Source organism: Leisingera aquaemixtae, from assembly GCF_001458395.1.
GTDB lineage: Bacteria > Pseudomonadota > Alphaproteobacteria > Rhodobacterales > Rhodobacteraceae > Leisingera > Leisingera aquaemixtae.
Window position 1 is genome coordinate 1 of sequence record NZ_CYSR01000014.1, and the last position, 19,769, is coordinate 19,769.

The window sequence follows — 19,769 nt, forward strand, 5'->3', positions numbered from 1 at the left end:
CGCCGCCGCCCCGTCCGGTGTGTCTCAGCAGCGCCTCAGCGCCGCCGGTGAGGGGGCTTTTACGGTTACCCCCGCAGACCCGCAACCCCAAAATTCAGAAAAACGCAGAATTCCGCAAAGAAAAATCACGCATCCAATAAAATCAAAGACTTACACCAAAGCAAAGTCAGCAACCCTGACCCTCTTTCCGCCCCACCCCCGCCCCGCAAACCACCCCGAACACCCCGGAAAAGGCGCCCGCCCCACTTACCCACAGACTCGGCACCCCTTATCCACAGACTCACCACCCCGGAATCGCAACAAACACCCCCCAAACCCCCTCCGCCCGCCCGGAATCGCCAGGCCAAACCGGCCAAAGGACAAACACCGCACAGCACCAAAGAAGAAGGGCAGCCAAAACGCCGCCCTCCATGGGTCTTCCAAGAACAGCGCAGGCGTATCAGGACTGCTCCTCCAGCACTTTGCGCGCCACCCGGAAGCACTCCAGCGCCTGGGGCACGCCGCAATAGATGCCGACCACGTGAATAATGGCGCGGATCTCCTCCTTGGTGACGCCGTTGTTGAGGGCGCCGCGGCAGTGGATTTCCCATTCATGCATCTTGCCCAGCGCGCCGATCATCGCGAGGTTCATCATCGAGCGGGTCTTGGCGTCGATCACGTCATCGCCCCAGCCGAACCCCCAGCACCAGGCTGTCATCGCCTCCTGGAACGGGCGGGTGAAGCCGTCGGCGGCCGCCAGGTTGTTGTCGACATATTCGGCGCCGAGGGTGGATTTGCGCTGTTCCAGCCCCTTGAGGAACAGATCTTCGTCAAACGTGCTCATGTGCCGGTCTCCATATTCAGCATGTTCAGCAGCGAGGCCTCGATTTGGCCGCCGCAATAAACCGGGCGGTGCCCGGCCCAGTCTGCGATCAGGGCGGCGACGGGCGGCTCGGCGGCGATACGGTCCGCCAGCCCTTTCAGCACCGGCGCATTTTCGTGCAGCAACGGGCGCAGCGGCGGCAGGCGGTCCGCCATCGTGTGCCAGAGCGCGCCCAGGACAAGGTCGGCAAGGCCAGGATGCGCCCTGCCCCGCAGGTATCCTGCCGTGGCGGTGACGCCGGCCTCCGCCACGATCCGCTCATGGATCTGCATCCAGCGCGGCAGGCGGCTGCCGTGGAAGTCTGCCCAGCTTGCCGCATCCCACATCAGCGCCCCGTGATAGCGGGTGATTTCGAACAGGATGTCGGAGGCATCGCAAATCAGGCGCAGGGTCCGGTCCGGCTCTGTCAGCAGACCGTGGGCGCGGCCCAGCGCCATCAGGACCGCGGGCATCTGGCTGAGATGGGAGCCGGTCCGGATGTCGGTCAGCAGCGGTGGCGCCATAAAAGGATGCGGCTGATCCGCGACCTCTTGGGTCTTGAGGCCGGCCACCGCGTCAAAGCCCGGCTCTTCCCATGGCTGCCCGGCATAGGCCAGCACGTAGCGGATGAAGTGGCCGCGGAACGGGATCGGCCAGTAATGGAGCTGATAACGCGCTGTCATTGCTCTAGCCTTACCGGGCCGCAGCGATGGTCTAGGTCTGCAATAAGGTTCACAGTGCCTCGTCCTCCCGTCTCGCGGCCGCCGCCGGATTTGCCGGAACCGCCCAACCGGAGGGCCGGCGCCCTGCGCATCTGCTTCTGAAGAGAGAGGATGGAGTGTTCCGGACCCACTAAGCAAGAGGGATCGGCCGCCACAGGCCCCGGCACAACGCCGCGGCCGTTCAGGACGCGCAGCACGGGGCACCGGACTGACGGCAGGTCCTGTTGCACGTGAATCGGGTTTCGGGGCGGTGTGGGACAGCAAGTTGCTGAGCCCGCCTGTCCGCCCCTTGGAAAAAGAAAAGGCGGGCCGCCGGCCCGCCTGTTTGCTCCTGCTGCCGGGATCAGCCCTTGGCGGCAGTGACGATGAATTCGACCAGCAGATCCTCGCGGGCCAGCTTGGCCTCGCCGCAGGCACGCGCCGGGGCGTGGCCTTCGGGCACCCAGGCGTCCCAGACCGCGTTCATCTCGGCAAAGTCCTTCATGTCGGCAAGCCAGATCACCGTTTGCAGGATGCGGGTCTTACTGCTGCCTGCCTCGGCCAGCAGCGCGTCAATCTTTGCGAGGCAGTCCTTGGTCTGCTGTTCGACGCTGGCACCTGCGGTGCCGACCTGACCGGCCAGGTAGATGGTCTCGCCATGGATGACGATCTGGCTCATGCGCTGGCCAGTGTGTTTGCGGGTGATCTCGGTCATGGGTGCCTCGCTCCTGAAACGTCAGAAAAACTCTGCGCTCTGCTTAGCCCCGCCCCGGCGCCGCGGCAAGGACGCGGTTGCGGCAGATTACTGGGACAGCAGCCAGTCTCCGCCGGAGGGGCAGAACTTGCGGCGGACCTGTTTGGCGTCCTGGCTGTCCTTGAGGTAGGCCTGATGCTGGAGCAGAAGGCAATCGCCCTCCTTGCCGGCCACCCGGACCTCTCCCTGCGCGCCGCTGTCCGGATTGTTCCACCTGGCCCGCTGGCCGCTGCCGCCCTCAGCCAGAAGCGCCTGCTCGGCCCGGCGCATGAGGTTGGTGTCCTGCGGCGTCAGCCCGGACTTGGCCAGAATACGGCTCAGCGGATTGGCCGCGGCGGGCGCCGCAACCAGCGCTGCAACTGCGGCGGCGGTCAGAAATCGGGAAAATCGCATTTGAACACTCCTGCCTGAAAGAAACCGGCGTTGCGCCCTGCCCTGCGGCGGGCTGCACCCTGAACAGTAAGGCGCAAGCCGCGGGCAAAGTCCATGCGGCAGGCCGCTTCTGGCAGGGTCAGGAAAACTTACGGAACAGCCGGGTCATGTCGAACAGCTCATCCAGGCGGTCGTAGCGGTCCTTGGTCTTGTCCCAGCTCTCCTCCTGGGTGGCCGCGATCATCGCCTCCAAAAGCATCATGGTGGAGATGTTGGAGTCCCAGGCGGAGGGGATTTCGACCCAGCAGTTGAAGGTGTGTTCCGAGACCGAGGCAATGGGGCTGGCCCACTGGTCGGTGATCAGGACGATCTTCACCCCGCGTTCAGAGGCCAGTTCCGCCAGCCGCTGCAGATTGGTTTCGTAGCGGCGCACGTCGAACATCAGGAGCGTGTCGCCCTCCACCATGTCCAGCACATAATGCGGCCAGGTGGCGGAGGAGGAGGTCATATGGGTGACCCGCTGCCGGATCGCCTGAAAATGGGTAAAGGCGTAGTCTGCCAGCGCCCGGGTGATGCGGCCGCCGACCACGTAGAGCCGCCCCTCGGTGTTGGCGAGCTGGCGGACAGCGGCGTCGAACTGGGCCGAGTCTATGTTGGAAAACGTCTGTTGCAGGTTGTCGGTGACGGCCTGTGCAAATCTGTTCAGCAGATGGCCTTCGGGCGCCTCGGACGCCCAGTTGTCGCGCCGTTTGGTGGGGCCGGAGACCTTGGCCTCAAGCTCCTTCAGGAGGGCCTGGTGGAATTGCGGATACCCTTTGAAGCCCAGTTTCTGCACCATCCGGGCCACCGTCGGCGTGGAGACCTCGGCATTGGCGGCCACGATGGTGATCGAGGCCAGACCCGCCGCGGGATAGTTTTCCAGCAGCAAATTTGCGAATTTGCGCTCGGACTGGGTGAGCGAGGAATAATTCTCGCGGATCAACTCGCGAACTGTGGCGGGCGGTTTCGACAACGGCACTTCCCTGCGTTTGAACAGACACCTTCTTACCCGGTTCCGGCCTGAAGAGAAAGTTTCAGGAATCTCTGTCTGGAACCGATCATGAAAAGATATTGACACAAATATCTCTTCATGGAAACATTTTTCCAAATCGCAGGGAGGCGGCATATGCGAGAGAGCGATTCTCACGCTTTGGGGGAAGCAGTGGAGGTGGTGAACCGGGAGGGCACCAGCCCGGTCCTGCTGCTGTGCGAACATGCCTCCAGCATTATACCCGCCCGCTATAACGGGCTGGGGCTGCGCGACGAGGACCGGCTGAGCCATGCGGCGTGGGATCCGGGCGCGCGGGCGGTGGCCCTGCATATGGCACAGGCGCTGGATGCGCCGCTGGTGGCCAGCCGGGTGTCGCGGCTGGTGTACGACTGCAACCGCCCGCCCGAGGCCGCCAGCGCCATGCCGGAGAAATCCGAACTGGTCGCGGTGCCGGGCAATTTCGGGCTGAGCGAGGCGGAGCGCCAGGAACGCGCGGACACCGTCTATGTGCCGTTCTGCACCACCGTGACGGAGGTGATCGAGGCGCGGAAAAAGGCCGGGCTGCAAACGGTGCTGGTCACCATGCACAGCTTCACACCGGTCTACTTCGGCAAGCAGCGGGACGTTGAAATCGGCATCCTGCACGACGCCGACAGCCGCCTGGCGGATGCGATGCTGGCCGAGGCCCCTGCCCTGCCGCACCGCCGGGTGGAGCGCAATGAGCCCTATGGCCCCGCCGATGGCGTCACCCATTCGCTGAAGCTGCACGGGCTGGCGCACGGGCTGGCCAATGTGATGATCGAAATCCGCAACGACCTGGTGGCAACGCCGGACCAGGAAAAGGCCATGGCCGAAGAAATGCTGACATTGCTGCGCCCGGCCCTGGCCGCGCTGGCGGCCGAGGGAGGGCCTGATGCCTAGAATAATCCGGGCCTATGTCCGCGGCATCGACGCGATGAACCGCTTCATCGGCCGCTTTGCCATGTATCTTATCTTTGTCCTGATCGGGGTGCTGTTGTGGTCGTCGGTCTCCAAGACTTTCTTCAACCCGTCGCACTGGACGCTGGAGACCGCGCAGTTTGTGATGGTCGCCTATTACGTGCTGGGCGGCCCCTATTCGATCCAGATGGGCTCGAACGTTCGGATGGACCTGTTTTACGGCGCCTGGTCGACAAAAACCAAGGCGATGGTCGATGCCTTCACCGTGCTGTTCCTGATCACCTATCTGGTGATCCTGATGTACGGCGCCCTCAGCTCTACCGCCTATTCGCTCGGTTATTTCGGGCTGGAGCCACTGGACTTCTTCTGGGACCTGCTGAAGACGCTGCTGAGCGAAGGCCCTGCGGCGGCAGGCGAAAAGATCGGCTATCTGGAGCGCAGCTCGACCGCCTGGCGGCCGTTCCTGTGGCCCGTCAAAACCATCCTGTGCCTCGGCGTCTTCCTGATGCTGCTGCAATGCCTTGCCGAACTGTTCCGGGATATCGGACGCCTGCGCGGAGTTGAAATCTGATGTCCTACGAATGGATTGCTATCGTCATGTTTGCCGGCATGATGCTGATGCTGATGACCGGCCAGCGGGTGTTTGGCGCCATCGGCTTTGTCGGCGCGGTTGCGGGCATGCTCCTGTGGGGCACCGGCGGGGTGGAGATCCCGTTCTCGGCTGCCATGAAACTGATGAAATGGTATCCGCTGCTGACGCTGCCGATGTTCATCTTCATGGGCTACGTGCTGTCGGAATCCAAAATTGCCGACGACCTTTACCGGATGTTCCACGTGTGGATGGGGCCGGTGAAGGGCGGGCTGGCCATCGGCACCATCGGCCTGATGGTCCTGATTTCGGCCATGAACGGCCTGTCGGTGGCGGGCATGGCCATTGGCGCGACCATCGCGCTGCCGGAACTCTTGCGCCGAGGTTATGACAAGATCCTGGTGACCGGCACCATTCAGGCCGGCTCTTCGCTCGGCATTCTGGTGCCGCCTTCGGTGGTGCTGGTGCTTTATGCGATGATCGCGCGCCAGCCGGTGGGGCAGCTGTGGCTGGCGGGGGTGGTCCCCGGCCTGCTGATGGCCGTCATGTTCATCATCTACATCTATTTCCGCGCCCGGATGCAGCCGCATCTTGGCCCCGCCATGCATGACGAGGATCTGGCGGAATACGAGCAGGTGACAAACCACCCGCTGCGCCTGAACTACATCGTGCTGGGCGCGCTGGTGCTGGTGCCGCTGCTGATGCTGACCGGCGCGATGGAGGCCAAGCCTGCGCTTGGCGTGGCGCTGGCCCTGGGGGTGCTGTCCTTCCTGACCCGCAAGAACGCTTTGTTCTACAAAGACGTGTTCATGAAGGAAAAGTACCGCCTGCTGTTCTCCGGCGTGCTGCCCTTGGCGATCTTTGCCGCGATGATGGTGCCTTTCGTGAACGGCTGGACCTCGCTGGTGGAAAGCTCGGCCATCGGTGCGATGACCGCCTTTATCGCCGCGGTGCTGAAGGGGCGGATGACCAAGGAGGTGTTCGAAACCTCAGTGCGCTCGACCCTTGGTATCTCCTGCATGTTCATGTGGATCATCCTGGCGGCGCTGGCGTTCGGCGCGATCTTTGACGGCTTGGGCGCAGTCAAGGCGATCGAGGATCTGTTCACCACCAAGCTGGGTCTTTCCCCTTGGATGATCCTGATCCTGATGCAGCTGAGCTTCATCGTGATGGGCACCTTCCTGGATGACACCGCGATGCTGGTGATCGTGGCACCGCTCTACGTGCCGCTGGTCGGGGCGCTCGGCTTCGACCTGATCTGGTACGGCGTGCTTTACACCATCACCACTCAGATCGCCTATATGACGCCCCCGTTCGGCTACAACCTGTTCCTGATGCGCGCGATGGCGCCGCCGGAAATCGGGCTGAAGGACATCTATATCTCGATCATCCCCTTTGCCGCGGTGATGGTGCTGGCGCTGGCCCTGATCATGGTCTTCCCGCAAATCGCCCTGTGGCTGCCGGAGTATGTCTATGGAAAGTAAGACCATGCTGCAGGCGCTGGGGCCGGATATCTGGATCGTGGACGGACCAACGATCCAGTTCTACAAGATCCCCTTTCAAACCCGGATGACCGTCATCCGCCTGGAGAACGGCGATCTGTTCCTGCATTCGCCGATCCGGTACAGCCAGCAGCTTGCGGCGGAGCTTGAAACACTGGGGCGCATCCGCCACCTGGTGTCCCCGAACTGGATTCACTACGCCTATATCGCGGAGTGGGCAGACGCCTATCCCGACGCCACAGCCTGGGCCTCACCCAAAGTGCGCGAGCGGGCCAGAAGCCAGGGCGTGGAGGTTCAGTTCGACCGCGACCTGGAGGACTGCGCGCCCCAGGACTGGGCGGCGGATCTTGAGCAGATGATTGTGCATGGCAGCCGGGCGCATACCGAAGTGGTCTTCTTCCACAAGCGTTCCCGGGTGCTGGTGCTGACCGACCTGATCGAAAACATGCCCAGCAAGACGCTGCCGCTCTGGGTGCGGCCGCTGGCCTGGGCCGCTGGCATCACGGCCCCCAACGGCAAGATGCCGATCGACATCTGGTTTTCCTTCGCGGGCAACCGGGACAAGCTGCGCAAAGCACTGACCCGGATGCTGGAGTGGAAGCCCGAAACCGTCGTGCTCGCGCATGGCGACATCCTTCGTGAGAATGCACCGCAACGGCTCCGCGAAGGGTTCAGAAACCTGGCGCCCTGCGCGCACGGGCATTGATTTAAGTTCAACAGAGGAGAGGAAGACATGACAACAAGACGCAAGTTTTTGCAAAGCGCAGGCGTTGGCGCCATGGCGGCACCGCTGGCCACCCCGGCGCTGGCCCAGTCCACCATCAAGTGGCGGATGCAGACCTACGCCGGTGCGGCGCTGGCGGAACATGTGGTGAAACCCGCCATTGACATGTTCAACAAGATCGCCGGCGACCGGATGCAGATCGAGCTTTATTATGCCGATCAGCTGGTCCCCACCGGCGAGCTGTTCCGCGCCATGCAGCGCGGCACCATCGATGCGGTGCAGTCGGACGATGACTCGATGGCCTCGCCCACCGAAGTCACCGTGTTCGGCGGCTATTTCCCATTTGCCTCGCGCTACTCGCTGGACGTGCCGGTGCTGTTCAACCAGTACGGCCTGAACGAGATCTGGGACGCGGAATATTCCAAGGTCGGCGTCAAACACATCTCGGCCGGCGCCTGGGACCCCTGCCACTTTGCCACCAAGGACCCGATCAACTCGCTGGCTGACCTGAAGGGCAAGCGCGTCTTCACCTTCCCGACCGCGGGCCGCTTCCTGAGCCAGTTCGGCGTGGTGCCGGTCACCCTGCCCTGGGAAGACATCGAAGTTGCCATGCAGACCGGTGAGCTGGACGGCGTGGCCTGGTCCGGCATCACCGAGGATTACACCGTTGGCTGGGCCGATGTGACCGACTACTTCCTGACCAACAACATCTCCGGCGCCTGGGCGGGCTCGTTCTTTGCCAACCAGGGCCGCTGGAACGAACTGCCGGAAGACCTGCAGACCCTGTTCCGCGTCTGCTGCGACCAGTCGCATTATTACCGCCAGTGGTGGTACTGGGGCGGCGAAGCGTCCTTGCGCGTGAACGGCGACAAGATGAAGCTGACCACCATTCCCGACAACGAATGGCAGCAGGTCGAAGATGCAGCTGTGAAGTTCTGGGATGAAATCGCAGCCGAGTCCGAGACCAAGGCGAAGGTTGTGGAGATCTTCAAGAAGTATAACGCTGACATGCAGAAGGCCGGCCGCCCCTACCGCTACGGCTGAGGCTTCGATTGAAACAACAGGATTTGGCCTGCGCCGCAGCGGGCCAAATTCCTTACTCAAGGAATTTGCCAAAACTTTTGAGGAAAAGTTTTGCGCGCAACAGACAAAGGGCCGCTCATGCTCTCCTTCGACACTCTTAAGGACCAGGTTGCCGATGGCACCGTTGACACCGTTCTGGTCTGCCTTGTGGACATGCAGGGCCGCCTGATGGGCAAGCGCTTCCACGCCAAGCATTTCGTGAACGGCGCCTGGGAGGAAACCCACTGCTGCAACTACCTCCTGGCCACCGACCTGGCGATGGCGACGCCGGACGGCTATGCCTCGACCAGCTGGGAGCGCGGCTATGGCGATTTTGTGATGAAGCCGGACCTCGCCACCCTGCGGCCCGTGCCGTGGCTGGAGGGCACGGTGATGGTGCTGTGCGATGTGCTCGACCATCATACCCATGAGGACGTCCCCCACTCCCCCCGCGCGATCCTGAAGAAACAGGTGAACCGCCTCAAGGCGATGGGGTATGACGCCATGTGCGCCACCGAGCTGGAATTCTTCCTGTTCGAGAAGAGCTTTGACGAGATCCGCAAATCGGGTTTCCGCGATCTGGCGCCGATTTCGGGCTACAACGAGGATTACAGCATCCTGCAGACCACCCGCGAGGAGCATGTGATGCGCCCGATCCGCAACCACCTGTGGGATGCGGGGCTGCCGATCGAGAACTCCAAGGGCGAGGCGGAGACCGGCCAGGAAGAGCTGAACATCAAATACGCCGCGGCAATGGACACGGCGGAATACCACACCATCGCCAAGCACGCGGTGAAGGAAATTGCCGAGCAGCAGGGGCACGCGGTGACTTTCCTGCCGAAGTGGAGCCACGATAAGGTCGGCTCCTCCAGCCACGTGCACCAGTCGCTTTGGCAGGACGGCAAGCCTGCGTTCTATGATGAGAGCGACGCGCTGGGCATGTCGGCGCTGATGAAGAATTACATGGCCGGCCTGCTGAAATACGCGCCCGACTACACCGCCTTCATGGCGCCCTATATCAACAGCTACAAGCGCTTCATGAAGGGCACCTTTGCGCCGACCCGGATCATCTGGTCGGTGGACAACCGCACCGCGGGCTACCGGCTGTGCGGCGAGGGCAGCAAGGCAATCCGGGTCGAATGCCGCATCCCGGGATCGGACATGAACCCTTATCTGGCGATGGCGGGTATGCTGGCGGCGGGCATTGCCGGCATCGAGGAAGGGCTGGAGCTGCAGGCGCCTGCCAAGGGCGATGTCTACCAGGGCGAGACCGGCATGATCCCCTCGACCCTGCGCGATGCGGCGGCGGCGCTGAAAGGTTCGGAGATGCTGCGCAAGGCCCTTGGCGACGATGTGGTGGATCACTACGTCCGCGCGGCGGAGGTTGAGATCGAGGATTTCGACCGGGTGGTCACCGATTACGAGATTGCGCGCGGGTTCGAGCGGGCGTGATCCGGCAACCCCCGGGGGCCTGCCCCCGGACCCCCGGAGTATTTTTTGGAAAGATGAAGAGGGCTTTGCCCTTTCCTGGATGGAGTGAATGGCGATGGGCCAGACCCTGAAGTGTATCTCGCCGGTCGACGGATCGGTCTTTGCGGAGCGCGAAGTGCTGTCGCGCGAGGACGCCTTTGCGGCGGCGGAACGGGCCCGGGCGGCGCAGCCCGCCTGGGCGGCACGTCCGTTGCAGGAGCGCATTGATCTGGTGATGGCGGGCGTGGCCGCTGTTGGTGCGATGAATGACGCGATCGTGCCGGAGCTGGCCCATATGATGGGCCGCCCGGTGCGCTTTGGCGGCGAGTTCGGCGGCTTCAACGAGCGCGCCAGCCACATGGCGAAGATCGCCGAAGAGTCGCTGGCGGACATCGAGGTCGGCGAGGACGCCACCTTCAAACGCTATATCAAGCGCATCCCTCATGGGGTGGTGTTTGTGGTGGCGCCCTGGAACTACCCCTATATGACCGCGATCAACACCGTTGCGCCTGCGCTGATCGCTGGCAACACGGTGGTGCTGAAACACGCGACGCAAACGCTGCTTGCGGGCGAGCGGATGGCAAAGGCTTTCCACTCCGCAGGCATCCCCGAAGAGGTGTTCCAGAATGTCTTCCTGGACCACGTCACCACGTCTGACCTGATCGCGAACCGCGCCTTCAACTTCGTGAACTTCACCGGCTCGGTGGGCGGCGGCCAGGCGATGGAACGGGCGGCGGCGGGCACCTTTACCGGCGTCGGCACCGAACTGGGCGGCAAGGATCCGGGCTATGTGATGGAGGATGCCGATCTGGACGCGGCGGTCGATACGCTGATTGACGGCGCGATGTTCAATTCCGGCCAGTGCTGCTGCGGCATCGAGCGGATCTATGTGCACGAAAGCCTTTATGACGCCTTCCTGGAAAAGGCGATTGCCATCGTGAAGGGCTACAAGCTGGGCAATCCGCTGGATGCCGAGACCACCATCGGCCCGATGGCGAACGTGCGGTTTGCGGAAGAGGTGCGCGGCCAGATCGCCGAGGCGGTTGCCGCGGGCGCCGTGGCCCATATCGAGACCTTTGCCGAGGACGACGGCGGCGCCTACCTCACGCCGCAGATCCTGACCGGCGTCACCCACGATATGCGGGTGATGCGCGAGGAAAGCTTTGGCCCGGTCGTGGGCATCATGAAGGTCTCCTCCGACGCGGAAGCCATTGAGCTTATGAACGACAGCGACTTCGGCCTGACCGCCTCGCTCTGGACCAAGGATGTCGAGCGGGCTCAAACCGTCGGGGACCGGATCGAGACCGGCACTGTCTTCATGAACCGTGCCGACTACCTGGACCCGGGCCTGTGCTGGACCGGATGCAAGGACACCGGCCGCGGCGGCGGCCTGTCGGTCATCGGCTACCACAATCTGACCCGTCCAAAGTCCTATCACCTGAAAAAGGTGACCGGCTAAGGGCGGCCCCGCCCGCCCCGGCGTCTCCTCCCCGGGGCGGGCCTTTGCATCAAAGGAAAACGATATGTCTCTCGTTGGAAACTGGTCCTACCCGACCGCAATCAAGTTCGGCGCAGGCCGGATCAAGGAACTGGCCGATGCCTGCGCCGCCGCCGGTATCAAGAAGCCGCTCTTGGTGACCGACAAGGGTCTGGCGGATCTGCCCGTCACCCAGGGCACACTCGACATCATGGAGGCCGCCGGCCTGGGCCGCGGCATGTTCTTTGAGGTCGATCCGAACCCGAATGAGAAAAACCTGGACGCAGGCGTTGCCGCCTACAAGGCTGGCGGCCATGACGGGGTGATCGCCTTCGGCGGCGGCTCCGGCCTGGACCTGGGCAAGATGGTGGCCTTCATGGCGGGCCAGACCCGGCCGGTATGGGACTTTGAGGACATCGGCGACTGGTGGACTCGCGCTGATGCGGACGCCATCGCACCGATCATCGCTGTGCCGACCACGGCTGGCACCGGCTCCGAAGTGGGCCGCGCCAGCGTCATCACCGACTCTGTCACCCATCAGAAGAAGATCATCTTCCACCCCAAGGTGCTGCCAACGGTGGTGATCTGCGATCCTGAGCTGACCGTGGGCATGCCCAAGTTCATCACCGCGGGCACCGGGCTGGATGCCTTTGCCCATTGCGTCGAGGCCTTCAGCAGCCCGCATTACCACCCGATGTCCCAGGGCATCGCGCTGGAGGGCATGCGGCTGGTCAAGGACTATCTGCCCCGCGCCTATGCGGACGGCAGTGACATCGAGGCCCGCGCCCAGATGATGTCGGCAGCGGCGATGGGCGCGACCGCCTTCCAGAAGGGTCTTGGCGCGATCCACGCGATGAGCCATCCGGTCGGCGCCCATTTCAACACCCACCACGGCACCACCAACGCGGTTTGCATGCCTGCGGTGCTGGAATTTAACGCCTCGGCGATTGCGGACCGGTTCACCATGGCCGCGGCCTATTTGGGCATTGCAGGCGGCTTTGACGGCTTCCGCAGCTTTGTGCAGGAGCTGAACGACTCCCTTGGCATCCCGCGCGGGCTGTCCGACCTGGGCGTCACGGAGGATGCCATCCCTGAGCTGGTCAAAGGCGCCATCATCGACCCCTCCTGCGGCGGCAACCCGATTGAACTGACCGAGGACAACCTCACACGGCTGTTCAAGGCTGCGATGTAAGCAGGACCCCTTGCCAAGCTGCAGCGCTCTCCGCCCGGCGGGGAGCGCGTTTTCTTTCCGGCACCGCTGCTGTGCGCGGTTGCGTCAGCCGCTGACGTAGACCTTGCCCTTGGGGTAGTAGAAAATTTTCTGATTGTGCAGCCGGCCCAGCAAATCGTGGATACGGCGCAGCGTGTCCTCCTCGCCGCTGCCCGCTGCGGGCAGTGACTCTGACAGCGCGTCGCGCGCGGTCTGCAGGGCGGTTTCGATCAGCTCCATATCCGCAACGGACAGTTCGAACATATCGTTGTACTGGGGCATCTGGGCTCCTTCTCCGGCTGGCGTGACTGAACGGGCTGGCTACAGGCTGCCCCAAGGCGCGCCGCAAAGCCATCGAAAAGCGCCGCAGCCGCCCCGCCCTGCCCCTTCGGCAGATCCGGCTGCACGATTGAGCAGCAGAGGGGGGTGGTCAGAGAGTCTCGCCCAGGCTGATCGCCGGGCACAGCCGGTCAAACACCAGCCCCTCGGTGCCGCCGGTCTCGCGCGATTGCAGGATGATGCCGGCCGCGCGCTCGCCGATCTCCCGGCGGCAGGCGTCCGTCGTGGCCAACTGCTGCGGCAGCCCCTGCAGGATCTGCAGGTTGTTGAACCCCGCAAGCGCAATGTCCCCCGGCACCGTCAGCCCGGCGGCCAGGCAATGCATCAGCCCGCCAACGCTCATCACGTCGCTGGAAAAATAGATGCAGTCGAGATCCGGACTGCGGGCCAGCATCTGCGCCGTCAACTGGCGTCCGGTCTGTATCGCGCTTTCGCCGGAATAATGCTCGATATCGCTCAGCGTCACGCCCTGCGCTGCCAGCCCGTCGGTGAAGCCGTCGAACCGTTTCCGGGCGCGGAAGTCCTGCGGCATCTTGGTGCCGATAAAACCGATCCTGCGGTAGCCGCGGGCGAGGATTTGCGCCGCCATGTCGCGTCCCGCCTGCAAATGCGAGATGCCAACGCAGTGGCGCACCGGGTCGCCGTCCACATCCATCACTTCAACCACCGGGCAATCGGCCTGCTGCAGCATCCGGCAGGTGGCCTCCGTGTGCTCCAGCCCCGCCACGATCAGCCCCGAAGGCCGCCAGCTCAGCATTTCGCGGATGACGCTTTCCTCTTCCTCCAGGTCATAGCCGGAGATCCCCACCACCGGTTTCAGCGGGCTGTCCTTCAGCACCGCGGAAATCCCCGACAGCACCTCAGGAAAGACAAAGCTGTTGAGCGAGGGCACCACCACCGCCACCAGATTGACCGATTGCGAAGACAGGGAGCCGGCAATCCGGTTCGGCACATAGCCATGGCTGCGGGCGATCTCCTCGATTTTCGCCTTAGTCTTCGCGGAGACATCCGGGGCCCCGCGCAGCGCGCGGGAGGCGGTCATTTCGCTGACGCCGGCCAGCCGGGCCACGTCTTTCAGAAGCAGTTTTTTGGTCATGCCGCCATGCTCCTGCAGATTGCCTGCCGCCGCAAGGGCAGCTCTGCCGCCGCGGGGGTTGATTTCGGCTTCCGTTATCGGTATCGGTAGCGAAACCGTTATCGCTACCGGCCTTGATCCGGAGCCACAGCCGGAGATCAGAGATGACACTGAAAATTGCAATCAACGGATTCGGGCGGATCGGCCGCGGCGTGCTGCGGGCGCTGCTGGAAAGCGGCGCCAAGGATATCGAGGTGGTGGCCATCAACGACCTGTCGCCGCCGGAAACGCTGGTGCATCTGCTGAAATACGACAGCGTGCACGGGCGGCTGAAGACACCGGTGTTCCTGGCGGACGACCTGATCCGCGTGGGCTCTCACAGCATCCGCCTCACCGCCATCCGCAACCCCGAAGATCTGCCCTGGCAGGATGTGGACATCGCCTATGAATGCACCGGACTGTTCACCGCCCGCGGCGATGCGGCCCGGCATCTGAAGAACGGCTCCAAGCGGGTGCTGATCTCCGCGCCCGGCAAGGATGCCGACCGCACCGTGGTCTATGGCGTGAACCACATGGACCTCACGGCAGAGGACGTCATCGTCTCCAACGCCTCCTGCACGACAAACTGCCTGGCGCCGCTGGCCAAGGTGCTGGACGAGGCCTTTGGCATCAAGACCGGCTATATGACCACCATCCATGCCTATACCGGCGATCAGCCGACCCATGACACCAGCCATAAGGATCTGTACCGCGCCCGGGCCGCCGCGCTGTCGATGATCCCCACCTCCACCGGTGCCGCGCGGGCGATCTCCGAAGTGCTGCCGCATCTGAAAGGCCGGCTGGAAGGCTCCGCCATCCGGGTGCCCACGGCCAATGTTTCCGTGGTGGATCTGAGCTTTGTGCCGGAACGCCCGGCCACCGCAGAGGCGGTCAATGCAGCGGTGAAGGCGGCTGCCGGTAACGGGCTGGAGGGCATCCTGTCCTACGAGGAAGACCCGCTGGTCTCCGTCGACTTCAACCACGATCCGCATTCCAGCTGCTTTGCCGCCGCGCAAACCGCGGTCACCGCCGAAGGGCTGGTGCGGGTGGTCAGTTGGTACGACAACGAATGGGGCTTCTCCAACCGGATGGTGGACACCGGCCGCCGCATCGGCGCGGTGATGGGCACCGCCGGGGTTGCACTGGCCAGCTGACGGGACCCTCCCGCCCGTCGTCCGGCCGCCAAGGGGCCTCCTCCCGTTGGGCCCGGCGCCGCGCTGATGCGCGGCGCTGTTGCGTTCAGACGCGGGCCTCCTGCGCGCATTTTGCGCAGCCAGCGGCCAAAAGATAACTCCAGGATGCGTTAAAGCAAACTCCGGGCCGGGTACGGGTGGCATGCCGGTGTGAATTGCGCCACAACAGGCGCAACGCATGACCAGCTACAGGAGACCGGCGTGACCGTCACCCGTGAAACCGTCCTTGAGGCGCTCAGAACCATCACCGATCCCGTCAGCGGCAGCGATATCGTCAGTGCCGGGATCGCGCGTGCGGTCACCGTGGACGGCCGCACCGTCCGCTTTGTGCTGGAGATCGATCCCGGCAAGTCTGAGGCCTATGGCCCGGTGCGCGACAGGGCCGATGCCGCAGTCGCCGCGCTGCCGGGGGTGGAGAAAGTCTCTGCCATGCTGACCGCCCACTCGGAAAAGGCGCCGCCGGACCTGAAGCCCAAGCAGGCCGCCCAGCCGCAGCAGCAGCAGGCGCCGCAGAAGGTGCCGGACGTGGCGCGGATCCTGGCCGTGGCCTCGGGCAAGGGCGGGGTTGGCAAGTCTACCGTTTCGGCCAATATCGCCTGTGCGCTGGCAATGCAGGGGCGCAGGGTGGGGCTGCTGGACGCCGACGTCTATGGCCCGTCGCAGCCCAAGATGCTGGGGGTCAGCGGCCGCCCCGCAAGCCCGGACGGCAAGACCATCCTGCCGCTGCGCAACCACGGCGTCACCATGATGTCGATGGGGCTGATGACCGGCGAGGATCAGGCGGTGATCTGGCGCGGGCCGATGCTGATGGGGGCGCTGCAGCAGATGCTGTTGCAGGTGCAATGGGGCGATCTCGACGTGCTGATCGTCGATCTGCCGCCCGGCACCGGCGACGTGCAGATGACGCTGGCGCAGAAGACCCATGTGGATGGCGCCATTGTGGTCTCCACCCCGCAGGACGTGGCGCTGATCGATGCCCGCAAGGGCATCGACATGTTCCGCAAGATGAACGTGCCGGTGCTCGGCATGATCGAGAACATGTCGACCCACATCTGCTCCAATTGCGGCCATGAAGAGCACGTCTTCGGCCATGGCGGCGTGGCTCAGGAAGCGAAGAAACTCGGCGTGCCGCTGCTCGGTGAGGTGCCGCTGCATCTGGACGTGCGCCTGGCAGGCGACAACGGCACGCCGATCGTGGCCGGCAAGCCCGGCAGCGCTCAGGCCAAGGTCTTCCTCGACATCGCCACCCAATTGGTTGACGCAGGCGCGGCCTGAAATCAGCCAGGCCCGGGTCAAGGGCCGCAAAGCGGCGGTGCGCAGCACCGTTCACCCTTGAGGCGGGGATGGCGAACCGCATAATGCACAAGGCGCTTCAGGGCAAATCTGCCCCTGAAGCGCGTCTCAGCAGCTTCTTGCAGCGCTGCGCAGCGGCGCCACGCCCAACTGTGACGGGCATTCTGTGAATGTCCGGGAACAGGCGGGAGCCCCCGCCTGCCGGATCAGGCGTATTTCTCCAGAAATTCCTCGGCCCGCAACTGGCGGAAATCCGGCAGCGCGGCACGCAAGGCATCGTGCTCCCAGTCCCACCAGGCCAGGTTCAACATCTGCCCGGCCACGGCTTCCGGATAGCGGCGGCGGATCACCCGGGCGGTGTTGCCGCCGACAATCGTATAGGGCGCCACATCCTTGGTCACAATCGCGCCCGAGGCCACAACCGCGCCATCGCCGACAGTCACCTCCGGCTTGATCATCGCGCCGTGGCCGATCCAGGTGTCATGGCCGATCCGGGCCATCCGCCCGGCGCGGCGGGCGAACCAGTCGGCGTCATCCTCCGCATCCTCCCAATAGCTTGCGGAGCGGTAGAGGAAATGGTGCTGCGACGCCTTTTCCATAGGGTGATCCGTGGCGCCGATGCGGACACAGCTTGCGATATTGGCGAATTTGCCGATCTGCGCATTGGCGATGTCGCAGGTGCGGTCGCAATAGCTGTAGTCTCCGACCGCCGAATTTGCGACCCGGCTGCCGGCGCCGATCTCCACATAAGCGCCGAAGGTGCTGCCGGTGATCTCGCAACCCGGGTGAATCAGCGGCGCTTCTGCTTTCAAACGGGCCATGCTCTATCCTTTCCCATCTCCCCGCCCGCAGCTCAGGGCAGCAGGAAGGCTGTGCCCGCGCGCCCCTTGCGCCGGGGTTTGCCGCCCTCGCCCTTGATCAGGCGGCGGCGCAGCCAGCCGGAGAACCAGTCCATCAGCATCACCATCAGGATGATCAGGGTGATGTAATAGGCCACTTCCTCCCAGTCCTTCTGGGTGATGATCGCCTGGGTCAGCAGCAACCCGATGCCGCCGCCGGTGATCGCGCCGATGATGGTGGCGGAGCGGGTGTTCGATTCCAGGAAGTACAAAAGCTGGCTCAGCAAAACCGGCGTGATCTGCGGGATCACCCCGAAGCGGTAGCGCTGCACCGGTCCCGCACCGGTGGAGGCGACGCCCTCGATCTGCTTCTGGTCGACGTTTTCCAGCGCCTCGGAGAAGATCTTGCCGAAGGTGCCGGTGTCCGTCACCAGGATCGCCAGCGCGCCGGTCAGCGGCCCGGGGCCAAAGGCGCGGGCCAGCACCACGGTCCAGATCAGCGAGTCGACGCCGCGGACAAAGTCAAACAGGCGGCGCATGGCAAAGCGGATGCTGCGCAGCGGCATGAAGTTGCGGGTCGCGGCAAAGGCCAGCGGCAGCGCGATGATGCCCGCGCCGATGGTGCCAAGGAAGGCCATCAGCAAGGTCTCGGCAATCGCCCAAGCCACATCCTGATGGCGCCACATCTTGTTGGTCCAGAACTCCTGGAAGATCGCGCCGCCCTCGCCGGTGGCGGCCCGCTGCAGCAGCTCCGCGGCCCCCATGCCGTAGTACGGGCTGTCGAGGGTGAAGAAGAACAGCTCCCACCCCGCGAAATAGCGGAACACCTCGGCCCGGTTGCGGGTCACGGTCAGGCGGCCGGCGTCTGTGGTGACCGCCAGACGGTTCTTGGAAACACTGATCCACTCCGGCACATCGCCTGCCGGCAGCTCCGTCTGCACCCCTGCTCTGCGGCTCGGGGTGGCGCGCACGACGCCATAGCCCGGGATCAAGTATTCGATGGTTTCCGGCCCGAAGGTAACAACATGGCCATCCTCCAGATCAATCACCGTGGTCTCGCCCAGAGCCACCCAGTCCGGCGACATGCCCTCGGGATAGGCTCCCTTCCGCTCGCCCTCGATCGCCACGGAAACCGCGCCGCTGCGGTTGTCGCGGGTGACATGGGTCTTGTAGCTGTAGCTGTCGCTGATCAGGGTCCGCGCGTTGTCCAGGCTGGCCCGCTCCCACAGGCCCGGCATGTCGAAGGCCACAAACACATAGGCCAGATAGGCCAGCACCGCGGCGGGCAGAGCGAAGTTCATCAGCCGCTTCTTCAGGAACAGCCGCGAGATGTCCGACTTCAGGTCTGCCGGCGTCAGGGTGGTGTCGAAAGTGGTCATGCCTTCGCTCCATGGGTCAGGCGGTCGCGCAGCAGGCCGGACAGCTGGTCAACGGCCACGATGGTGACAAACAGGAGAAGGAAAATCGCAGCGGCCTCGTCATAGCGCCCCTGCCCCCAGGACATGGCGTTCTTCAGCTCATACCCGATACCGCCCGCGCCGACGAAGCCGAGGATTGCGGAGGCGCGGATGTTGATCTCAAACCTCAACAGCGCGTAGCTGACGTAATTCGGGCCGACCTGCGGGATCACCCCCAGCGTCATCCGCTGCGCCCAGGTGGCCCCGACAGAGGTGAGGCCCTCGACCGGTTTCAGGGAGGCGTTTTCGTTCACCTCGGAAAACAGCTTGCCCAGCGCGCCGGCCGTGTGGATGGCGATGGCGAGCATCGCAGCCACCGGCCCGCCGCCAAGCACGAAGATCAGCACCAGCGCGATGACGATTTCGGGGATAGCGCGGCAAATGTCGCTGATGCGGCGGAACAGCGGGATCAGCGCAGGCCACGGCGCCATGCCGCGGGTCGCCAGCAGCGACAGCAGGGTGCCGAACACGGCGCCCACAAGGGTCGAGGCGGCAGCGATGTTCAGCGTCTCCACCAGCGCCGGAAAAAAATGCACCAGATGCCCGGGCAGCTGCGCGGCCTTCTCGGCGGCTTCCGCCAGCACTTCGGCAGGGTAGTCGAAAATGCGTGTGAACCCGTCGGCAAAGGAGCCTGCGTTACGGGCATCCGCAGTGCGGAACCCCGCTGCCATCAGCGCCACGAAAACCGCCAGAAGGATACCGCCATAAAGCCGCTTGCGCTGGGTGTGGGCGGTGTAGTGCTGCCGGATATCCTCGATGCCCGGCCGGGCGGCTGTCAGTTCTGCCATTTGGGGATCCTGGTCTTGATGGGACGGCCGTTGCAGAAGCCATCGGGAAATTGCGGGGACCCAAGACAGGCCCGG

Annotated in this window: 20 protein-coding genes; 10 read left to right on the forward strand and 10 right to left on the reverse strand. The window is 64.1% G+C overall.

The window, feature by feature from the left end; translation table 11 throughout:
- Nucleotides 1–439 precede the first annotated feature (439 nt).
- The 5 genes from PHA8399_RS07340 to PHA8399_RS07360 form a co-directional block, all read right to left on the reverse strand.
- Entirely contained in the window at nt 440–823 is a 384-nt protein-coding gene (locus PHA8399_RS07340; protein ID WP_058285526.1) for a carboxymuconolactone decarboxylase family protein, read from the reverse strand.
- Nucleotides 820–1,524 carry a glutathione transferase, Atu5508 family gene (gst, locus tag PHA8399_RS07345; protein ID WP_058285527.1) on the reverse strand — a complete coding sequence of 235 codons (705 nt, stop codon included), beginning with the start codon at nt 1,522–1,524 and terminating at the stop codon, nt 820–822. Before gst ends, PHA8399_RS07340 begins: the two co-directional genes overlap by 4 nt.
- Nucleotides 1,525–1,906: 382 nt before the next feature.
- On the reverse strand, nt 1,907–2,257 hold the full coding sequence (locus tag PHA8399_RS07350) for a RidA family protein (RefSeq protein WP_058285528.1): 351 nt from the start codon (nt 2,255–2,257) through the stop codon (nt 1,907–1,909).
- 87 nt (nt 2,258–2,344) lie between these two features.
- Nucleotides 2,345–2,689, reverse strand: a complete 345-nt coding sequence (locus PHA8399_RS07355; protein WP_058285529.1) for a hypothetical protein — start codon at nt 2,687–2,689, stop codon at nt 2,345–2,347.
- A gap of 118 nt (nt 2,690–2,807) precedes the next feature.
- Complete coding sequence (locus PHA8399_RS07360; protein WP_058285530.1) at nt 2,808–3,680, reverse strand: MurR/RpiR family transcriptional regulator; 873 nt, start codon at nt 3,678–3,680, stop codon at nt 2,808–2,810.
- Nucleotides 3,681–3,833: 153 nt separating this feature from the next.
- Between PHA8399_RS07360 and PHA8399_RS07365 the strand changes: the two genes are divergently transcribed.
- The 8 genes from PHA8399_RS07365 (at nt 3,834) to PHA8399_RS07400 (ending at nt 12,653) form a co-directional block, all read left to right on the forward strand.
- On the forward strand, nt 3,834–4,619 hold the full coding sequence (locus PHA8399_RS07365) for an N-formylglutamate amidohydrolase (protein WP_058285531.1): 786 nt from the start codon (nt 3,834–3,836) through the stop codon (nt 4,617–4,619).
- Entirely contained in the window at nt 4,612–5,208 is a 597-nt protein-coding gene (locus tag PHA8399_RS07370) for a TRAP transporter small permease subunit (RefSeq protein ID WP_058285532.1), read from the forward strand. The genes PHA8399_RS07365 and PHA8399_RS07370 overlap by 8 nt, the downstream gene beginning before the upstream one ends.
- Nucleotides 5,208–6,710, forward strand: a complete 1,503-nt coding sequence (locus PHA8399_RS07375) for a TRAP transporter large permease (protein ID WP_058285533.1) — start codon at nt 5,208–5,210, stop codon at nt 6,708–6,710. Before PHA8399_RS07370 ends, PHA8399_RS07375 begins: the two co-directional genes overlap by 1 nt.
- Nucleotides 6,700–7,434 (forward strand): DUF4336 domain-containing protein, encoded by a 735-nt coding sequence (locus PHA8399_RS07380; protein WP_244270172.1) that lies wholly within the window; start codon nt 6,700–6,702, stop codon nt 7,432–7,434. Before PHA8399_RS07375 ends, PHA8399_RS07380 begins: the two co-directional genes overlap by 11 nt.
- 27 nt (nt 7,435–7,461) lie before the next feature.
- Nucleotides 7,462–8,496 carry a TRAP transporter substrate-binding protein gene (locus PHA8399_RS07385; protein WP_058285535.1) on the forward strand — a complete coding sequence of 345 codons (1,035 nt, stop codon included), beginning with the start codon at nt 7,462–7,464 and terminating at the stop codon, nt 8,494–8,496.
- Nucleotides 8,497–8,613: 117 nt separating this feature from the next.
- Complete coding sequence (locus tag PHA8399_RS07390) at nt 8,614–9,966, forward strand: glutamine synthetase family protein (protein ID WP_058285536.1); 1,353 nt, start codon at nt 8,614–8,616, stop codon at nt 9,964–9,966.
- 94 nt (nt 9,967–10,060) lie between these two features.
- Nucleotides 10,061–11,443, forward strand: a complete 1,383-nt coding sequence (locus PHA8399_RS07395) for an aldehyde dehydrogenase family protein (protein ID WP_058285555.1) — start codon at nt 10,061–10,063, stop codon at nt 11,441–11,443.
- Nucleotides 11,444–11,507: 64 nt separating this feature from the next.
- Complete coding sequence (locus tag PHA8399_RS07400) at nt 11,508–12,653, forward strand: iron-containing alcohol dehydrogenase (protein WP_058285537.1); 1,146 nt, start codon at nt 11,508–11,510, stop codon at nt 12,651–12,653.
- 84 nt (nt 12,654–12,737) lie between these two features.
- On the opposite strand, the gene PHA8399_RS07405 is transcribed toward PHA8399_RS07400, so the two are convergent.
- Complete coding sequence (locus tag PHA8399_RS07405) at nt 12,738–12,953, reverse strand: hypothetical protein (protein WP_058285538.1); 216 nt, start codon at nt 12,951–12,953, stop codon at nt 12,738–12,740.
- A gap of 148 nt (nt 12,954–13,101) precedes the next feature.
- Entirely contained in the window at nt 13,102–14,106 is a 1,005-nt protein-coding gene (locus PHA8399_RS07410) for a LacI family DNA-binding transcriptional regulator (RefSeq protein ID WP_058285539.1), read from the reverse strand.
- A gap of 143 nt (nt 14,107–14,249) precedes the next feature.
- On the opposite strand from PHA8399_RS07410, the gene gap reads away from it, so the two are divergent.
- Nucleotides 14,250–15,278, forward strand: coding sequence for a type I glyceraldehyde-3-phosphate dehydrogenase (gap, locus tag PHA8399_RS07415; protein WP_058285540.1), 1,029 nt, complete (start codon nt 14,250–14,252; stop codon nt 15,276–15,278).
- Between the two features lie 240 nt (nt 15,279–15,518).
- A complete protein-coding gene (locus PHA8399_RS07420; RefSeq protein WP_058285541.1) occupies nt 15,519–16,592 on the forward strand; it encodes an Mrp/NBP35 family ATP-binding protein in 1,074 nt (357 codons plus the stop codon).
- Between the two features lie 224 nt (nt 16,593–16,816).
- Here the strand turns inward: PHA8399_RS07420 and PHA8399_RS07425 are convergent, their stop codons facing one another.
- The 3 genes from PHA8399_RS07425 to phnE (PHA8399_RS07435) are packed head-to-tail and all read right to left on the reverse strand — an operon-like array spanning nt 16,817 to nt 19,694.
- Nucleotides 16,817–17,431, reverse strand: a complete 615-nt coding sequence (locus PHA8399_RS07425; protein WP_058285542.1) for an LbetaH domain-containing protein — start codon at nt 17,429–17,431, stop codon at nt 16,817–16,819.
- Nucleotides 17,432–17,463: 32 nt separating this feature from the next.
- Complete coding sequence (gene phnE / locus PHA8399_RS07430; RefSeq protein WP_058285543.1) at nt 17,464–18,828, reverse strand: phosphonate ABC transporter, permease protein PhnE; 1,365 nt, start codon at nt 18,826–18,828, stop codon at nt 17,464–17,466.
- Nucleotides 18,825–19,694, reverse strand: a complete 870-nt coding sequence (phnE, locus tag PHA8399_RS07435; protein WP_058285544.1) for a phosphonate ABC transporter, permease protein PhnE — start codon at nt 19,692–19,694, stop codon at nt 18,825–18,827. Before phnE (PHA8399_RS07435) ends, phnE (PHA8399_RS07430) begins: the two co-directional genes overlap by 4 nt.
- Between the last annotated feature and the right edge of the window lie 75 nt (nt 19,695–19,769).